We start from the raw sequence: 15153 nt of genomic DNA on the forward strand, positions 1-15153 counted from the left end.
CCCGGGGATGGCGGTATGCTTGAACAACGGCCGTAAGTGCGGTAAGATTGACAACAATAAGAGCATGCCAAGACCCTTTTTACGTGGAGTGTGATGACTATGCAGGGCAAGGGGATGGACTGGTGGGGGGTGCACGAACCCTTCCATATCATGCTGAATAACTACGGGATTGCCGACATCGTATTGACCCGGCATGCCAAGAGCCGTTATGCGGACCGGGTAGCTGCTGAGGACAGCGGGAATGTGGAGGTGACCGCCTGGATTTGGCAAGCCCTGAAGCAGAACCGGCTGAGGCCATATTCGAACAGTGATTATAATGCCTATCTGATTGATAATGATACGGTGATCGTGGCTGATTTCAGGCAGCTTGAGGGCGTCAGCGCCCTCTCCGGAGAGCCGCTGTATGTCATGGTGATCGTGTCTTTTCTGGGCAAAATATCGGTGACTCCGCAGCTTCGGGATCTCAAGAGATACTATTCCTGGCTGCGTTATTCCCGGCACATGAAGCTGTCCAAGAAACGCCGCAGGCGCAAGTAGGATACTTGAAACGAGGGAGGCAAGCGGCTTAAGGCTGCGTGCCTTTTTTGCTCTACACTCTACAACTGTAATTAGCGAAGGAGTCAGTAACGTATGAATTTTCATCAGCTTCATATTTTTTATACTGTGTCTGAACGGGGCAGCTTCTCGGCAGCGGCGCAGACTCTGCATATGACACAGCCTGCGGTGACCATGCAGATTCAGGCGCTGGAGGATTATTTCGGAACCAAGCTGTTCGACCGCTCCACCAAAAAAATCATACTCACTGAGGCCGGCCTGACGCTGATGCCGTTCGCGGTGCGCAGTATGCAGCTGATGCGTGAGACAGATCAGGCGATGTCGGCCTTCACCCACATGCTGGAGGGCCGCCTGATGCTAGGAGCCAGCCTGACCATCGGCGAATATGTGCTTCCCCGCCTGCTGGGGCCCTTCGGTAAGGAGTATCCGAATATCTCGATTATGATGAAGGTGATGAACACTTCACAGATTATGGATGAGATTCATAAGCATCAGCTCAATTTCGGGCTGATTGAAGCGCCGGTCTCCCATCCGGACATGGTGATTGAACCGGTAATGGGCGATGAGCTGAAGCTGATCGTTCCCGGGGAGCATCCGCTGGCCGGCCAGGCGGAAGTGACGCTGGCGCAGGCGCTCGCCTACCCATTCGTGCTGCGTGAACGCGGTTCGGGCACACGGCGGGTGATGGAGGAGCAGCTTGAGGCTAACGGACTAGATCCTGCGGCGATGCAAATTGTGATGGAGCTGGGCAGTACGGGAGCGGTGAAGTCGGCGGTAGAGGCGGGGCTGGGGATTACGATCATCTCGACCTCCTCCGTCAAGCATGAAGTGGCACTCGGCCTGCTGAAAATTGTTAATCTGACGGATGCCTCCTTCAAACGGCAATTCTACGCGATTCATCTGAAATCGACCTTATTGCCGATCTCGGCGGTAACCTTCCTGAGCTTCCTGCGCCAGCATGCCGGCGGACAGTAACGGATATGCATAGCTAGCTGCGTCTAGCTGCATGAAAGCAGGTAAACCTAATTGAAAGAATGGAGGAATTCGATGACAGACCATAAAATTCATAGCGGGCTATCAGTGGCTGCGTTAGCTACGGAAGGTCTTGCTGACTCAGCAGGAAGATGCGACCTGCACACCCATACCCAGGCCTCGGACGGCATGCAGCCGCCGTCTGAGAATGTACGGCTTGGCTATGAGGCTGGTTTGACCGCAGTAGCCATTACTGACCATGACACGGTCAGCGGAATAGCGGAAGCGCTGGAAGCAGGCAAGCGGTACGGGATTACTGTGGTCCCTGGTGTTGAGATCAGCACACGGCAGGGCGGCAAAGAGATCCATGTCCTCGGTTACTATGTCGACATAGAGCAGGAACTGCTGCTGTCCCGCCTGGAGGAGCAGCGGGGAACCCGGCTTGGGCGGAATGAAGCGATTATGGAGAAGCTGCGCGGACTGGGCATTGCGATCACTCTGGATCAGGTAGTGGCCGGGCTGGGCCGCGAGCTGAAGCCTGATGAGAGCATCGGCCGGCCGCACATCGCGGATGAGCTGGTACGGTTGGGTGCAGCCGTAGATATGCGGGATGCCTTCGACAAGTATCTGGGCGAAGGGGCGGCGGCTTATGTCTCGCCACCGCGCATTACACCGGGGACAGCCTGCGAGTGGATTCGTGAAGCAGGCGGTGCAGCGGTGCTGGCCCATCCGGGAATCTATGGAGATGACGCACTGGTACGCAGTATCGTGGAGCAATGTGATCTGGACGGCATCGAGGTGTACCATTCCGACCATGGCCCGGCAGAGCATGAGCGCTACCTTGCACTGGCTGCGGAATTCGGCCTGCGGGTTACCGGCGGCTCGGATTTCCACGGTGCGCGGCAGGGCGTTGTTTTCCACGGGGATATCGGCAGTGTGAGTGTGCCTGCCGCTGTGCTGGAGCAGCTTAAGGCTGCCAGAGGCTGATCCGCAGGACATAAGAAGTAAGACACAAGACACAAGACACAAGACACCAAAAACCTCCGACCCTTAGCGAATGCGCTACAGGACGGAGGTTTTTTGGTAAGAGCAATCCTTACTGTTAGTAAAGCGCATGATCAGTAAGAGGAAACCGCCTGTTATTGTGTTCAGGTTTCCGCATACATTAGGCCCATGCGCCTTGAGAGAGCCGGTTGTATGCTGTTTTCCTCACACAATGGGCTCATGCGTCTTCACTCGAGCTCATTGTATGCTGTTTTCCGCATACATGGTGAAGATTACCTTCGCGCGAGCTCAATTTGTTTGCACACTACTGGAGCCTTAACTCCGCAGCACATTCGGCAGCTGCTTGATCCGCTCTTCATCGGGCGTGACGAATAGTGTCCGCTGATGATCGTAGATAACGAATCCCGGCTTGGCTCCGCTCGGCTTGCGCACGTAACGGATGAGCGTGCAGTCCACTGGCACGCTGCTGGATTGCTTGGCCTGGCTGTAATAGGCGGCGAGCTGGGCCGCTTCCTCTAGGGTAGCATCACCGAATTCCTCGCTGCGGATCACCACATGTGAGCCGGGGATATCCTTGGTATGCAGCCAGGTATCGTTCGGTGAAGCGAGCCGGTTGGTGACATATTCGTTTTGCAGATTGTTTTTGCCGACATAGATGTCCACCCCTTCAGAGGAAGTGAAGACTTGCAGCGTGGGTCTGGCTGCCTTCTTTTTCTTCTTGCCTTTCTTGCTGCGGTCGCGTAAGTAGCCTTGGCTGACCAGCTCCTCACGGATCTCCTCAATGTCATTCAGTGAGGCATGGGCCAATTGCTGGAGCAGCAGCTCCATATAGGCGATCTCTTCGTGCGTCTTCTGGACCTGCTCGCCGATCACCCGCAGGCTGTTCTTGTATTTGTTATATTTCTTGAAATACCGCTGTGCATTGTCCGTAGGGCTTAGCAGCGGGTCAAGCGGAACGGTAATCTCCGCCTGATTCTCATCATAGTAGTTTACTAGTTTTGCTTGCTTGTCGCCTTTGTTCACGGTGTGCAGGGAAGCGAACAGCAGCTCGCCCCAGATGCGGAACTGGTCTGCATCCTCGGCTTCGTTCAGGTCCTTTTGCAGGTTGGCCAGCTTCTTGATGTTCTTGCTGCGCTCGTTGCTGAGGAAGCGGATCAGGTCGCTAACCCGCTGCTTGACGGTGTCCTTCTCAGCCTTGTCTCCGTAATAATCCTCCAGGCAGAGGCTAATGGAGCTGTAATGCTTCACATTTCCGCTCATGAGCTTCAGTGGAATGGCTGAGAAGACAGGCTTACCCTTGGGATTCCAGCCGGTGACCGGGGCGAAATCCTGCTTGCTTACTGGTTCCATGACAGAATGGAAGGCTTCCCATAGCTGTTCGGGTTTATCCATCCCGCTGCTGAAATCCTCAGCTTCTCCGCCTATCTCCTTGTACCGGTAGAGGATCTCTCCGGCGATCAGCGGACTCAGGCCGCTGAAGGCGTGAACCAGCCAGCCGGCCGGATCGGCTGAAGGGGCCGGGCCGCCGGAGCCGTCAGCCTGCGGAGCCTCAAGCGAGGCCAGTAATTCTGCGATCTCGCCCTCGATCATATCCTCCTCCGGCTCTTGCGGATGCTCGGCGGCGTAGCGGGCCGCTTCCTCAGCCGAGGCCAGCAGGGCAAGGAAGTCGGGCTGGCTGATCTGCAGGGGATTCAGCTTATGCTGCTGCGGCGGCTGGGTATAAGCTGCTCCCGGCATAACGACCCGATAGCTGCTGATCGACGGTGTGACATGATGAATGCCGTCGATAATCGTCCCTGTGGCCAGCTCCGTCAGAATGATGTTGCTGTGGCGTCCCATTAGCTCGATAATGATTTTTTTGGCGGAGACATCCCCCAGCTCATCCCGGGTTCTGATGGTGATATGAATAATCCGTTCAAGCCCCACCTGGGTAATGCTCTCGATGGTGCCGCCTTCACAATGCTTGCGCATCAGCATGCAGAACATCGGCGCTTCCGCCGGGTTGATGCTGCTTCTCTCGGTCAGATGCAGCCGGGGGTATGTCGGGTTCGCCGACAGCAGCAGCTTGCCGCCGCCGCCCGCACCGCGCAGGGTGAAGACGAGGTCATGTGTGCTGGGTTGATATATTTTGCCGACGCGTGCACCGATGAAGGGCTGAAGCTCATGCACGATCGCTTGGGTAACAATGCCGTCTAATGCCATGATAAAGTTCTCCTGTCGCCTGATAATGAAGTACTCCCTCTATGATGCCATACTTTTACCGGTTCGTGCAAAAGGAGAACGCTAGATGCGGTGATATTTTGGGACGACCATGAATACACTTGGACATGAACAGGTGGAAAAGCTGTGCGCCGCCGGAAGTCAAGAAACGACCGGGAGGGGAAAGATTAGTTATGGAACAAAAAAGCTGGCACCGGCTCGGTGCAGAGGAGCTGCAGGAGATGTTCGGCGTTCAGCCGGGAACGGGGCTAAGCGCCGAGGACGCCGCCGCAAGACGCAAAGAGAGCGGGTACAATGAGCTGTCTGAGGGTAAAAGGGTATCACCTTTTACGTTGCTGCTCAATCAGTTCAAGGATTTCATGGTACTGGTGCTGATGGGGGCGACACTGGTATCCGGCCTGCTCGGCGAATACTTAGACGCCATTACGATTATCGCGATTATTCTGCTTAACGGGGTACTCGGATTCGTGCAGGAGTTCCGCGCCGAGCGTTCGTTAAGAGCGCTGAAGCAGCTCTCCGCACCTACGGCCAAAGTGATACGCGGCGGGAAGCAGGAGGTACTTCCGGCCAGAATGCTGGTTCCCGGAGATATCGTCCTGCTGGAGAGCGGGGACCGGATTCCGGCAGATGTCCGCTGGCTGCAGTGCAGCAGCATCTATGCCGAAGAGTCGGCGCTGACAGGGGAGTCGCTGCCGGTCTCCAAGCATGCCTCGGCGATCTATGCTGAAGACATTCCGCTGGGCGATCAGAAGAATATCGGCTTCATGGGTACAATGGTGACCCGGGGAACCGGCCGGGCTGTGGTTATCCGCACCGGTATGGCTACCGAGATGGGCAAGATTGCCGATCTGATCCAGAATACCGAATCCCAGGAGACCCCGTTGCAGCACCGCTTGGAGCAGCTCGGCAAGATTCTGATCTACGTCTCACTTGGACTGACCATTGTTGTGGTCCTGGCAGGAATTATGCATGGTCAGCCTGCAACGGCGATGTTCCTGGCCGGGGTGAGTCTGGCGGTGGCAGCTATTCCTGAAGGACTTCCGGCCATTGTGACGATTGCGCTCGCGCTGGGTGTCCAGCGGATGATCAAGCGCAAGGCGATCGTCCGCAAGCTGCCTTCGGTAGAGACGCTGGGTTGCGCCTCTGTCATCTGCTCGGATAAGACAGGAACCCTGACACAGAACAAAATGACAGTTACCCAGCTCTGGAACGCCGGACGGACCCTTGAGGTATCAGGGGAAGGCTATGCTCCAGTAGGCAGTGTGCTGCGTAACGGCCGGGCAGTTGATCTGAAAAATGACCAGAGTCTCCGGCGCATGCTTCAGGTGGGTGCATTATGCAGCAATGCTGAGATTTATGAGAGCTTCACCGACACGCGCAGCAAAAAGAAAGGCAAGGGCGCAGAGGCCGATAAAGGGGCGAATACCCAGTCCGTATGGGAACTGAAGGGCGACCCTACGGAAGGTGCGCTGGTCGCTTTGTCTGCCAAAATGGGACTAACCGCCCAAACGCTTGCCGTAACCTATACCCGGGAGACAGAGTTTCCGTTCGATTCCGAACGGAAGCTGATGTCCGTGGTTGTGAATCACCCCGGCGGCCGGATGATCTGCACCAAAGGCGCACCTGACGTGCTCCTGAATTGTTGCACGTATATGCTATGGGAGGGCGGAGTCGTGCCTTGCACGCCGACCTTGCGCCAGAAGGTGCTGGATGCCAATGAACAGATGGCTTCCGGCGCACTGCGTGTGCTCGGTATGGCTTACCGCGATCTGCGGAGCGGAGAAACGGCCGGCAGCGAGAAGGAAGCGGAGAGCCAGCTTGTCTTCGTGGGTCTGGCCGGGATGATCGATCCGCCGCGCAAGGAAGTGCGCGATGCGATCAGCGTGACCCGCCGGGCAGGCATCAAGACAGTCATGATTACCGGCGACCATGGGACAACGGCAGAGGCTATTGCCCATCAGCTCGGCATTCTACAGCGCGGCGGCACGGTCCTGACCGGCAGCCAGCTTACCCGCATGGACGACGATGCGCTGGATAAGGTCTCTGACAGTGTGTTCGTCTACGCACGGGTATCACCGGAGCATAAGCTGCGGATTGTCAAGTCGCTGCAGCGCCACGGCCATGTCGTAGCAATGACCGGCGATGGGGTGAACGATGCGCCTGCGATCAAGGCCGCAGATATCGGGATCTCGATGGGAATCACCGGTACGGATGTGACGAAGGAGGCTTCGGCCCTGGTCCTTGGGGACGATAACTTCTCGACCATCGTGGCCGCCATTGAAGAGGGTCGGAATATCTATGAGAATATCCGCAAGTTCATCCGGTACCTGCTGGCCTCGAATGTCGGAGAGATTCTGACCATGTTCTTCGCCATGATGCTAGGGCTGCCGCTGCCGCTGGTTCCGATCCAGATTCTGTGGGTCAATCTGGTTACAGACGGCTTGCCCGCTATGGCGCTAGGAGTTGACCAACCTGAGAAGGATCTGATGGAGCACAAGCCGCGCGGGGCGAAGGAGAATATTTTTGCCCGGCGGCTGGGCTGGAAGATTGTCAGCCGCGGACTGCTGATCGGACTCTGTACCCTGGCCGCCTTCTGGCTGACGCTGCGGATAGATCCTGGCAGTGCGCAGCAGTTGATCCGTGCGCAGTCGGTTGCTTTTGCCACCCTTGTGATGGCCCAGCTCATTCATGTGTTCGACTGCCGCAGCTCGCGCTCGGTCTTCTACCGGAATCCGTTCCAGAACAGATATCTGGTCCTGGCGGTCCTGTCCTCTGTCCTCTTAATGCTGGCTGTAATGTACCTCCCTGTACTTCAGCCGGTGTTCAAGACCGTTCCGCTCAGCTTCCGTGAATGGTGTCTGGTGCTGGTGATGGCCGGAATCCCGACCTTTCTGATGGGAGCGGGCAGCGTCTTGGGCGGTAAGAAGAACCGCAGCCGCAGCGGCGGACGTCAGATGATAAAAAGTACAAAGTTTTCAGCATAAAATCAATAGCCTCACTCCACTCCTATAGGGTATGCTGGTTTCACTGAGAAGCTTGGTTTATGATAAATCAGGAATGTGAAAATAGCTGAGATTACTTATAGGAGTGGACCTGACAATGGAATTTACTAAAATGCACGGATTGGGCAATGATTTTATTATCGTATTCGGTGAGGATGAGCTGCCGGGCAATGCCGCGGAGCTTGCAGTTACACTGTGCAACCGGTTCTTCGGCATCGGCGCAGACGGACTGGTATATATTCTCCCTTCGCAGCGCGGCGATTACATGATGCGTATCATGAACTCCGATGGCTCCGAGGCTGAACAATGCGGCAATGCGATCCGCTGTGTATCCAAATATGTATATGAGCATGGTCTGGTGGAATCGGAGCAGATTGTCATTGAGACGATTGGTGCCGGAGAACAGAAGGTCTCCCTGAAGGTGAAGGACGGGATCGTGGAGAGCGTAACTGTGGATATGGGCGAGCCGGTTCTGTCTGGACTGCAGATTCCTGTAGCGATTGATGCAGAGCCTGTGCTCGACCAGCTGATTGAAGCGGACGGCACAGCGTTCAGATTCACCGCAGTCTCTATGGGCAATCCGCATGCAGTCATTTATGTGGACGATGCCGTAACGTTCGATCTCGCTACATGGGGGCCGAAGCTGGAGGTTCACCCGCTCTTCCCGCGGAAAGTTAACGTGGAATTTGCCACAGTGGTGAACCGCAGCCACGTGGATATGCGCGTCTGGGAACGCGGAGCCGGTCCTACCCTGGCGTGTGGAACAGGCGCCTGCGCGACTCTGGTCTCCTCCGTGCTGAACGGAGTGACGGACCGCTCGGCGGTCATCAGCCTGAAGGGCGGCGACTTGTTCATCGAATGGAACGAGGAAGACAACCATGTCTATATGACCGGCCCTGCCCAGGTGGTATACACCGGCTCAGTAGATATCTGATATCTGATTCCCATATAATTATTTGAAATCCCCTGTATGCCAGATGCAGGGGATTTCTTATGTAATTCAGAGCCGGAATGGAGCCTGCGTATGAAATGAAAGCCGAATAATGGCAGACGTATCTGCGAATAATAGAACTCTGCATAGAATCAGGGAGGAGGAGCGGGTATGAAATCAGGGTCTAACCGAAAAACGCAGAATGCGGGAGCAGATACTGCACCGGGACGGCCACAAGGCGGTGTTCCCTTGGGCCTCGCGGATACGGTCGCCCAGAGTCTGCTCTACATTCAGACGGAGCTTGGTGACAGTCCGGATCTCCTGATCCGCAGAATCCAGATCGGGGGAGAACGCCGGCTGGAAGCGGCTGCTGTTCATCTGAGCGGGCTGGCGGACCCGGCATCCGTGAATGAATTCGTGCTGGGCTCACTGTTGAATCATACGGAGGAGCTATTCCTCGACAGCACGGCTGGCAATGCTGACAGACCGCAGGAACAAGCTTCGCTCCCGCAGCAGATCCTTAGCCGTGCTATGGAGATAGGTGACGCGGAGCTTAAGGAGGATTGGAAAGATGTCATGCTCGCTATTCTCTCCGGGGACACTGCGATTCTGTTGGAGGGCTGCCGGGCAGCGATTCTGTGCGGGACCAGGGGCGGGGAGCAGCGGGCGGTCAGTGAGCCTTCCTCCCAGCTCGTGGTCCGGGGGCCGAAGGACGGGTTCGTCGAGTCGGTGGCCACGAACATCTCGCTGATCCGCCGCAGAATCAAATCTGCCAAGCTGCGCCTGGAAGTCATGAAGATCGGTTCCGAGACCCATACCCATGTGGCGCTGATGTACATGAAAGGGATTGCGGGGGAGGATCTGATCCGCGAAACCAGAGACCGGCTGAACAAGATTGTCATCAATGAGATTCTGGAATCCGGGTATATTGAGGAATTAATTCAGGACAAGACCTTTACACCGTTTCCAACGATCTACAACACGGAACGGCCGGATGTGGCTGCAGGCAATCTGCTCGAAGGCCGGGTGGTTATTATTGTGGACGGCACGCCGTTTGTGCTGATACTTCCGGCGGTGTTTACGCAGTTTTTTCAGTCTGCCGAGGATTATTCCCAACGGTTCGACATTACCATATTGATGCGGCTAATCCGTTATTTGAGCTTCCTCGTGCTGATTCTGGGTCCGTCGGTCTACCTTGCGCTGACTACCTATCATTATGAGATGATTCCGACCACGCTGCTGATTAATCTTCTCTCCCAGCGGGAGAATGTGCCCTTCCCGGCCTTTGTGGAACTTCTCTTGATGGAGATGGCCTTTGAAATCCTGCGTGAAGCCGGGGTACGCATGCCGCGCGCCATCGGACAGACGGTCTCAGTAGTCGGTGCGCTTATCTTGGGAACGGCGGTGGTAGAGGCCGGGATTATTACGCCTATCATGGTTATCGTAGTGGCGTTGACCGGGATTGCCAGCTTTGCTCTTCCGGCATACAACCTGGCCATTGCCGGGAGAATTATCCGGTTTGCTTTTCTGATCATGGCCAGTATATTCGGCTTCTATGGAATTACACTGGGCCTGATCCTGCTTGTGGCACATATGAGCAGCCTGAGATCCTTCGGCGTTCCTTATCTTTTCCCCTTCGTGCCGCTCTCCATTAAAAGCCAGAAGGACACGCTGTTCAGACTGCCGCTCTGGCTGATGGGGCCGGACAAGCCGCCGGCGCAGATGCGCGAGGAAATGCCGGACTACATGCTGCTAACGACTGGACATGAGGAAGAACTGCCCCCGTTAATCCGCATGAACGCCAGGGCTGAGGAGGAGAACCGTGAAAAATAGAATTTTTTGCCTGGGGCTGCTGGTTGTCCTTCCAATGCTGCTGCTTACCGGCTGTTGGGATAGTGTTGAACTCAACCGGCGGGCGATTGTCTCGGGGGTCGCGATCGATAGGGGCGATTCTGAGGCTGAGCGGTACAAGTTGTCTTTTCAGGTGATAGTGGCGGAGGAAATCTCCGGGGAGAAGAGCAGAGGCATATCGCCGGTTGCGCTGTACACTGGAACAGGCCGCACGATGTTCGAGGCGCTGGCAGACGCTTCCCGCCAAACGGCACGGCTCCTCTCTCTGGGCCATGTGCGGGTGCTGGTGATCTCGGAGGCGTTCGCCCGCGAAGGCATCAAGGATCTTCTGGATGTGCTGGAGCGGGAGAGCGATACCCGGCTGAACAGCCTGATCTTCATCTCCAAGGGACAGCCTGCGCGTGAGATCATGTCCACAATGACTGTGTTCAGCAAAATCCCGGCCAATGATCTGGTGGAGAAGCTGGAGACAACCTCCAAGCAGTTCGGTTATAACTTCCGCATGGCCGTGGACGATGTGATCCGGGGGATTCAGATTAGAGGAGGCGGTCCGGTGATCAACGGGGTATACACCAGAGGAGAGTGGACTCCGGCATCGGGCAGTAATGACAGCCTGAAGAATATCGAACCCCGGTCGATCCTGAGAGTCTCCTCGCTTGCGGCGTTCAAGGATGACAAGCTGAAAGGCTGGCTCACGGGTGACGCTGCACTAGGTACCGTTCTTTTGCATAATCGGATCAAAGAGTTCCCGGTTCTGCTCAAGCAGCAGGAGGGCAGCTATCTCTCTTTCAACATCTTTCAGTCCCAGGTGTCGCTTGCGGTCAAGTCGTCTGACCCGGAGCATCCCGTCTTTACAGTGAAAATTACGCAGCAGGCTGCGCTCAAGGAAGCTCCGAATCCGCTTGATCTTACCTCGCCTAAAGTGCTGGGAGAGCTGTCAGACCGGCTTATAAAAGAAAGCGTAAAGCATATCGATGCAGCTGTCAGCACCGCCAAAGAATTGGGCAGCGATTATCTCGGCTTTGGACGGGCGTTGCAGCGGAAGGACCCGCGCGGCTGGAAGAAGGTCAGGGACCACTGGGAGGACGTATTTGCAGACTGTGAAATCCGGTTCGACGCGGATGTGGTCATCCGGCATACGGATATGCGCAGCAGCTCTTTTCAGATTCATTAAGTCTGCCGGTAAGATAACCGGGTGAGGAGGTCCATAGAATATGGGTAAGGTCAAAATCGGACTCGTCGAATTCTTCAGCCTGACGGTGCTCTTCGAGCTGGGTACGGCGCTGGTGGTTAATCTGGGGATGGGGGCAGGCCGGGATGCCTGGCTCTCGATCCTGCTCGGCTGCGCGGCGGGGTTGATCATGTTCACGGGATACGCCTATCTGTACCGCAAGCACCCGAACCAGCCTTTTACAGGCTATACACGGCAAATTCTCGGAAAATATATCGGAGCACCGGTAGGCGTGCTCTACATTGTTCTCTACATAAACCTGGCCGCCCGGGATCTGCGCGATGGCAGCACCATGCTCGCAATGTCGACCATGCACCATACTCCGCTGTTCATCTTAAGCACCCTGATGCTGCTCTCGGGAGCATATGTGCTGCATAAGGGGGTAGAGGTGCTGAGCAGAACGTCGATGGTTTTTGCGTTTGTCGTTCTGGGAATCGGCCTGTTCGGGACAGTGATGCTGATACTCTCCGGTACGATCAATCTGCACAGACTGTTGCCTGTACTGGAGAATGGCTTCCAGCCCGTGCTTAGCTCGGTGATTCATCAGAATTATATGTTTCCGTTCGGGGAAATGGTGTGCTTCACTATGCTGATGCCCTATCTGTCCAGTGTCAAAAAAGGGCCCTGGATCATCGCCGCCGCCATGGTGTTCTCCGCGCTGCTGCTCAGCTTCACGATGGCGCTGAATGTTTCGGTCCTGGGTGCTGATATTGTAGAGCGTTCGCCGCTCCCGCTGATGCCGACGATCAGCAAGATTTCCGTTTCGGATATCATCCAGCGCGTGGATATTTTCGTGGTCATGGTGCTGATCATCGGGGTGTTTTTCAAAATGGCCGTCTTTTTTGCTGCCGCGCTGATCGGAATCTCGGACCTGTTCAAGCTTCCGTACCGGAGAATGCTCTATCCCTGTGGACTGATCATCCTCTTCACCTCCATGCTGGATGCACACAGCTTCATTGAACATCTCGATGAGGGCGGGACCCTGCTGTACAGGGTATATCCTTATTTAATGATAGTCATTCCAGTGCTACTGGTCATTGTAACGGCGGTCCGAGATCATTTCTCCGCTCCCCGGCCGGGCTGACGGCCGCTCAACCAATAGATGGCATCCGGTACAATTAGAAGCAGCACTAGCACAGCCGCAGTCAGCTTCTCCGAGGTAGTATAGAGCAGATAATTGAGAATATATTGGATATTCTCCGCACCGTAGCCGAACATCAAGTCCAGCAGGTACAGGTACAACAGTGAGAGCGCAGACAGCAGGAGAATTACGGTATATTTGCGCAGCAGCAGTTTTCTTATTTTTTTCTTCATTTATGCAGTCTCCTTCCGGCAAGTTTATCCGTAGTATGAATCATTTGCCGGACTAGCATACAAGAATAACGGCCGGCGGCCTCTTTTGCCTGCTAAAGCTTATCAACCATCCCGATTTATGTTACATTAGTATGAAACTAATGTCAGTCAAGGGGAGGTTCTTGCGGTGAAGCCGGATTTGCGCTCTGCATGGGAGAAGAATGTATTAGTCGGAGACGGAGCGATGGGAACTTTTTTGTATCAAAAGGGTTTCCCTGTCGGCATCTCCTACGAAGAATTGAATCTGACCTCACCGGAGGTCATTGAGGATGTACACCGCAGCTATATTAATGCAGGTGCTGTACTGCTGGAGAGTAATACCTACTCCGCGAACTACGACAAGCTGTCGAAGTTCGGATTAGAAGCCAAGGTGGCGGATATCAACCGTGCGGGGGTCCGCATTGCCCGCCGGGCTGCCGGCGAGAATGGTTATGTAGTCGGAGCCATCGGCTCGATCCGGGCCGGCAAACGGGCGAATCTGTCCTCCTCCGAGCTGAAGAAATTCTTCTCGCAGCAGATTGCTGCGCTCCTGGAGGAAGCGCCGGACGGAATCATGCTGGAGACCTTCTATGATGTCGAGGAGCTTCATCTGGCGCTGAAGGCTGTGCGTAAACTCAGCTCTCTGCCGGTAATCTGCCAGCTGGCGGTGGACGATTCGGCGCGGACGCTGGACGGGTTAACCCTGCCGGAAGCTTTCCATATTCTGCAGCAGGACGGAGCGGACGTGATCGGCTTCAACTGCAACACCGGACCGAACGGGATCAAGCGAGCGCTGGGTACGCTACAGGGTAAGCTGGCGCTGCCGGTGTCGATCTATCCGAATGCGGGCGTAGCCGATTATGTAGACGGTCAGTACCGCTATGGCGCCTCGCCGGAGTATTTCGGCCAGATGGCTCCGGTGTTCGCCGATATGGGCAGCCGGATTATCGGGGGCTGCTGCGGCACCACGCCTAAGCATATCGCTGAAATCTCCGCTGCACTTAAGGGCTATGTGGTGGAACCGCTGCCTGAGCCCGCTGCCTTCAGTGCGCCTGAGAGAATTGCGGTGCAGGAGCATCTGGCCGATGACGAGGGGCAGGGAGGCGGCGAACCGACTCTTGTCGATCTGGTCAAGGAACGCCACACCGTTATCGTAGAGCTTGATCCTCCGCGCGATCTGGACATCGCGAAGTTCATGAAGGGGGCAGAAGCGCTGCGCCGGGCTGGAGCCGATGCGCTGACGCTAGCCGATAATTCGCTTGCTGTCACCCGGATGAGCAATATGGCGCTGGGGCATCTGGTGCAGGCCCGCACAGGCCTGCGGCCGCTGGTGCATATTGCCTGCCGCGACCGCAACTTGATTGGTACCCAGTCGCATCTGATGGGCTTCGATGCGCTGGGGATTGACCATGTGCTGGCCGTGACCGGAGATCCTGCCCGGTTCGGGGATCTGCCCGGCTCAAGCTCAATCTATGACCTGACTTCCTTTGAAATTATACGTATGATTAAGCAGCTCAATGACGGCGTGGCCTTCTCCGGCAAGCCGCTCAAGCAGAAAGCGAAATTCGTCATCGGCGCAGCGTTCAATCCCAATGTCAAGCATCTGGACAAAGCGGTTGAGCGCCTGGAGAAGAAGATTGTCTCGGGTGCGGATTATATTATGACCCAGCCTGTGTATGATCCTGAATTGATTGTCCGGATTGCCAAGGCTACTGAGCATCTGGATATTCCGATATTCATCGGCATTATGCCGCTGGCCAGCGGACGCAATGCAGAGTATCTGCATAATGAGGTTCCCGGCATTCAGCTCTCTGCCGAGGTCCGCAGCCGGATGGCCGGACTCGAAGGCGAAGCGGGCCGGGCCGAAGGGGTGCTGATTGCCAAGGAGCTGCTGGATGCGGCCATTGCTCATTTTAACGGAATCTATCTGATTACGCCGTTTATGTTCTATGATATGAGCGTGCAGCTGCTGGAGTATATTTGGGAGAAGCAAGGACGTAAGTTATCCCCCTTGTTTCGCTAGTAATAATCAATTACAATAGTGTAATGGATGT

The 15153-nt window shown here is 55.7% G+C and carries 11 protein-coding genes; 9 read left to right on the forward strand and 2 right to left on the reverse strand.

Features of this window, described 5'->3' with window-relative positions; translation table 11 throughout:
• The first annotated feature begins 99 nt into the window (after positions 1 to 99).
• The 3 genes from MKZ07_RS04190 (at position 100) to MKZ07_RS04200 (ending at position 2514) form a co-directional block, all read left to right on the forward strand.
• Complete coding sequence (locus tag MKZ07_RS04190) at positions 100 to 537, forward strand: hypothetical protein (RefSeq protein WP_341024659.1); 438 nt, start codon at positions 100 to 102, stop codon at positions 535 to 537.
• Between the two features lie 93 nt (positions 538 to 630).
• Positions 631 to 1530, forward strand: coding sequence for a selenium metabolism-associated LysR family transcriptional regulator (locus tag MKZ07_RS04195; RefSeq protein ID WP_036694991.1), 900 nt, complete (start codon positions 631 to 633; stop codon positions 1528 to 1530).
• A gap of 72 nt (positions 1531 to 1602) precedes the next feature.
• Complete coding sequence (locus MKZ07_RS04200) at positions 1603 to 2514, forward strand: PHP domain-containing protein (protein WP_051493469.1); 912 nt, start codon at positions 1603 to 1605, stop codon at positions 2512 to 2514.
• 333 nt (positions 2515 to 2847) lie between these two features.
• Here MKZ07_RS04200 and MKZ07_RS04205 read toward each other — a convergent pair whose 3' ends face one another.
• Entirely contained in the window at positions 2848 to 4734 is a 1887-nt protein-coding gene (locus MKZ07_RS04205) for an Rqc2 family fibronectin-binding protein (protein WP_341024662.1), read from the reverse strand.
• A 191-nt stretch (positions 4735 to 4925) separates the two neighbouring features.
• Here MKZ07_RS04205 and MKZ07_RS04210 point away from each other — a divergent pair, with 191 nt between their 5' ends.
• The 5 genes from MKZ07_RS04210 (at position 4926) to MKZ07_RS04230 (ending at position 12851) form a co-directional block, all read left to right on the forward strand.
• Positions 4926 to 7736: a calcium-translocating P-type ATPase, SERCA-type gene (locus MKZ07_RS04210; RefSeq protein WP_076154718.1), complete on the forward strand. Its 2811-nt coding sequence runs from the start codon at positions 4926 to 4928 to the stop codon at positions 7734 to 7736.
• A gap of 115 nt (positions 7737 to 7851) precedes the next feature.
• Positions 7852 to 8688 (forward strand): diaminopimelate epimerase, encoded by an 837-nt coding sequence (gene dapF / locus MKZ07_RS04215; RefSeq protein ID WP_076154720.1) that lies wholly within the window; start codon positions 7852 to 7854, stop codon positions 8686 to 8688.
• Between the two features lie 168 nt (positions 8689 to 8856).
• A complete protein-coding gene (locus MKZ07_RS04220) occupies positions 8857 to 10518 on the forward strand; it encodes a spore germination protein (RefSeq protein WP_076154722.1) in 1662 nt (553 codons plus the stop codon).
• Entirely contained in the window at positions 10508 to 11710 is a 1203-nt protein-coding gene (locus MKZ07_RS04225) for a Ger(x)C family spore germination protein (RefSeq protein ID WP_083677766.1), read from the forward strand. Before MKZ07_RS04220 ends, MKZ07_RS04225 begins: the two co-directional genes overlap by 11 nt.
• Before the next feature lie 40 nt (positions 11711 to 11750).
• Complete coding sequence (locus MKZ07_RS04230) at positions 11751 to 12851, forward strand: GerAB/ArcD/ProY family transporter (RefSeq protein WP_076154724.1); 1101 nt, start codon at positions 11751 to 11753, stop codon at positions 12849 to 12851.
• Here MKZ07_RS04230 and MKZ07_RS04235 read toward each other — a convergent pair.
• Positions 12824 to 13081: a hypothetical protein gene (locus MKZ07_RS04235; protein WP_076154726.1), complete on the reverse strand. Its 258-nt coding sequence runs from the start codon at positions 13079 to 13081 to the stop codon at positions 12824 to 12826. The genes MKZ07_RS04230 and MKZ07_RS04235 overlap by 28 nt on opposite strands.
• 166 nt (positions 13082 to 13247) lie before the next feature.
• Between MKZ07_RS04235 and MKZ07_RS04240 the strand changes: the two genes are divergently transcribed.
• Positions 13248 to 15122, forward strand: coding sequence for a bifunctional homocysteine S-methyltransferase/methylenetetrahydrofolate reductase (locus tag MKZ07_RS04240; RefSeq protein ID WP_076154728.1), 1875 nt, complete (start codon positions 13248 to 13250; stop codon positions 15120 to 15122).
• Positions 15123 to 15153 lie beyond the last annotated feature (31 nt).

Origin of the sequence: Paenibacillus sp. FSL P4-0338 (genome assembly GCF_038002365.1) — a bacterium.
GTDB lineage: Bacteria > Bacillota > Bacilli > Paenibacillales > Paenibacillaceae > Paenibacillus_AQ.

Coding starts and splice junctions, on each gene's coding strand:
- MKZ07_RS04210 (WP_076154718.1), top strand. CDS start 4,926: ATGGAACAAAAAAGCTGGCACCGGCTCGGTGCAGAGGAGCTGCAGGAG.
- MKZ07_RS04235 (WP_076154726.1), bottom strand. CDS start 13,081: ATGAAGAAAAAAATAAGAAAACTGCTGCTGCGCAAATATACCGTAATT.
- MKZ07_RS04195 (WP_036694991.1), top strand. CDS start 631: ATGAATTTTCATCAGCTTCATATTTTTTATACTGTGTCTGAACGGGGC.
- MKZ07_RS04205 (WP_341024662.1), bottom strand. CDS start 4,734: ATGGCATTAGACGGCATTGTTACCCAAGCGATCGTGCATGAGCTTCAG.
- MKZ07_RS04230 (WP_076154724.1), top strand. CDS start 11,751: ATGGGTAAGGTCAAAATCGGACTCGTCGAATTCTTCAGCCTGACGGTG.
- dapF (WP_076154720.1), top strand. CDS start 7,852: ATGGAATTTACTAAAATGCACGGATTGGGCAATGATTTTATTATCGTA.
- MKZ07_RS04220 (WP_076154722.1), top strand. CDS start 8,857: ATGAAATCAGGGTCTAACCGAAAAACGCAGAATGCGGGAGCAGATACT.
- MKZ07_RS04200 (WP_051493469.1), top strand. CDS start 1,603: ATGACAGACCATAAAATTCATAGCGGGCTATCAGTGGCTGCGTTAGCT.
- MKZ07_RS04190 (WP_341024659.1), top strand. CDS start 100: ATGCAGGGCAAGGGGATGGACTGGTGGGGGGTGCACGAACCCTTCCAT.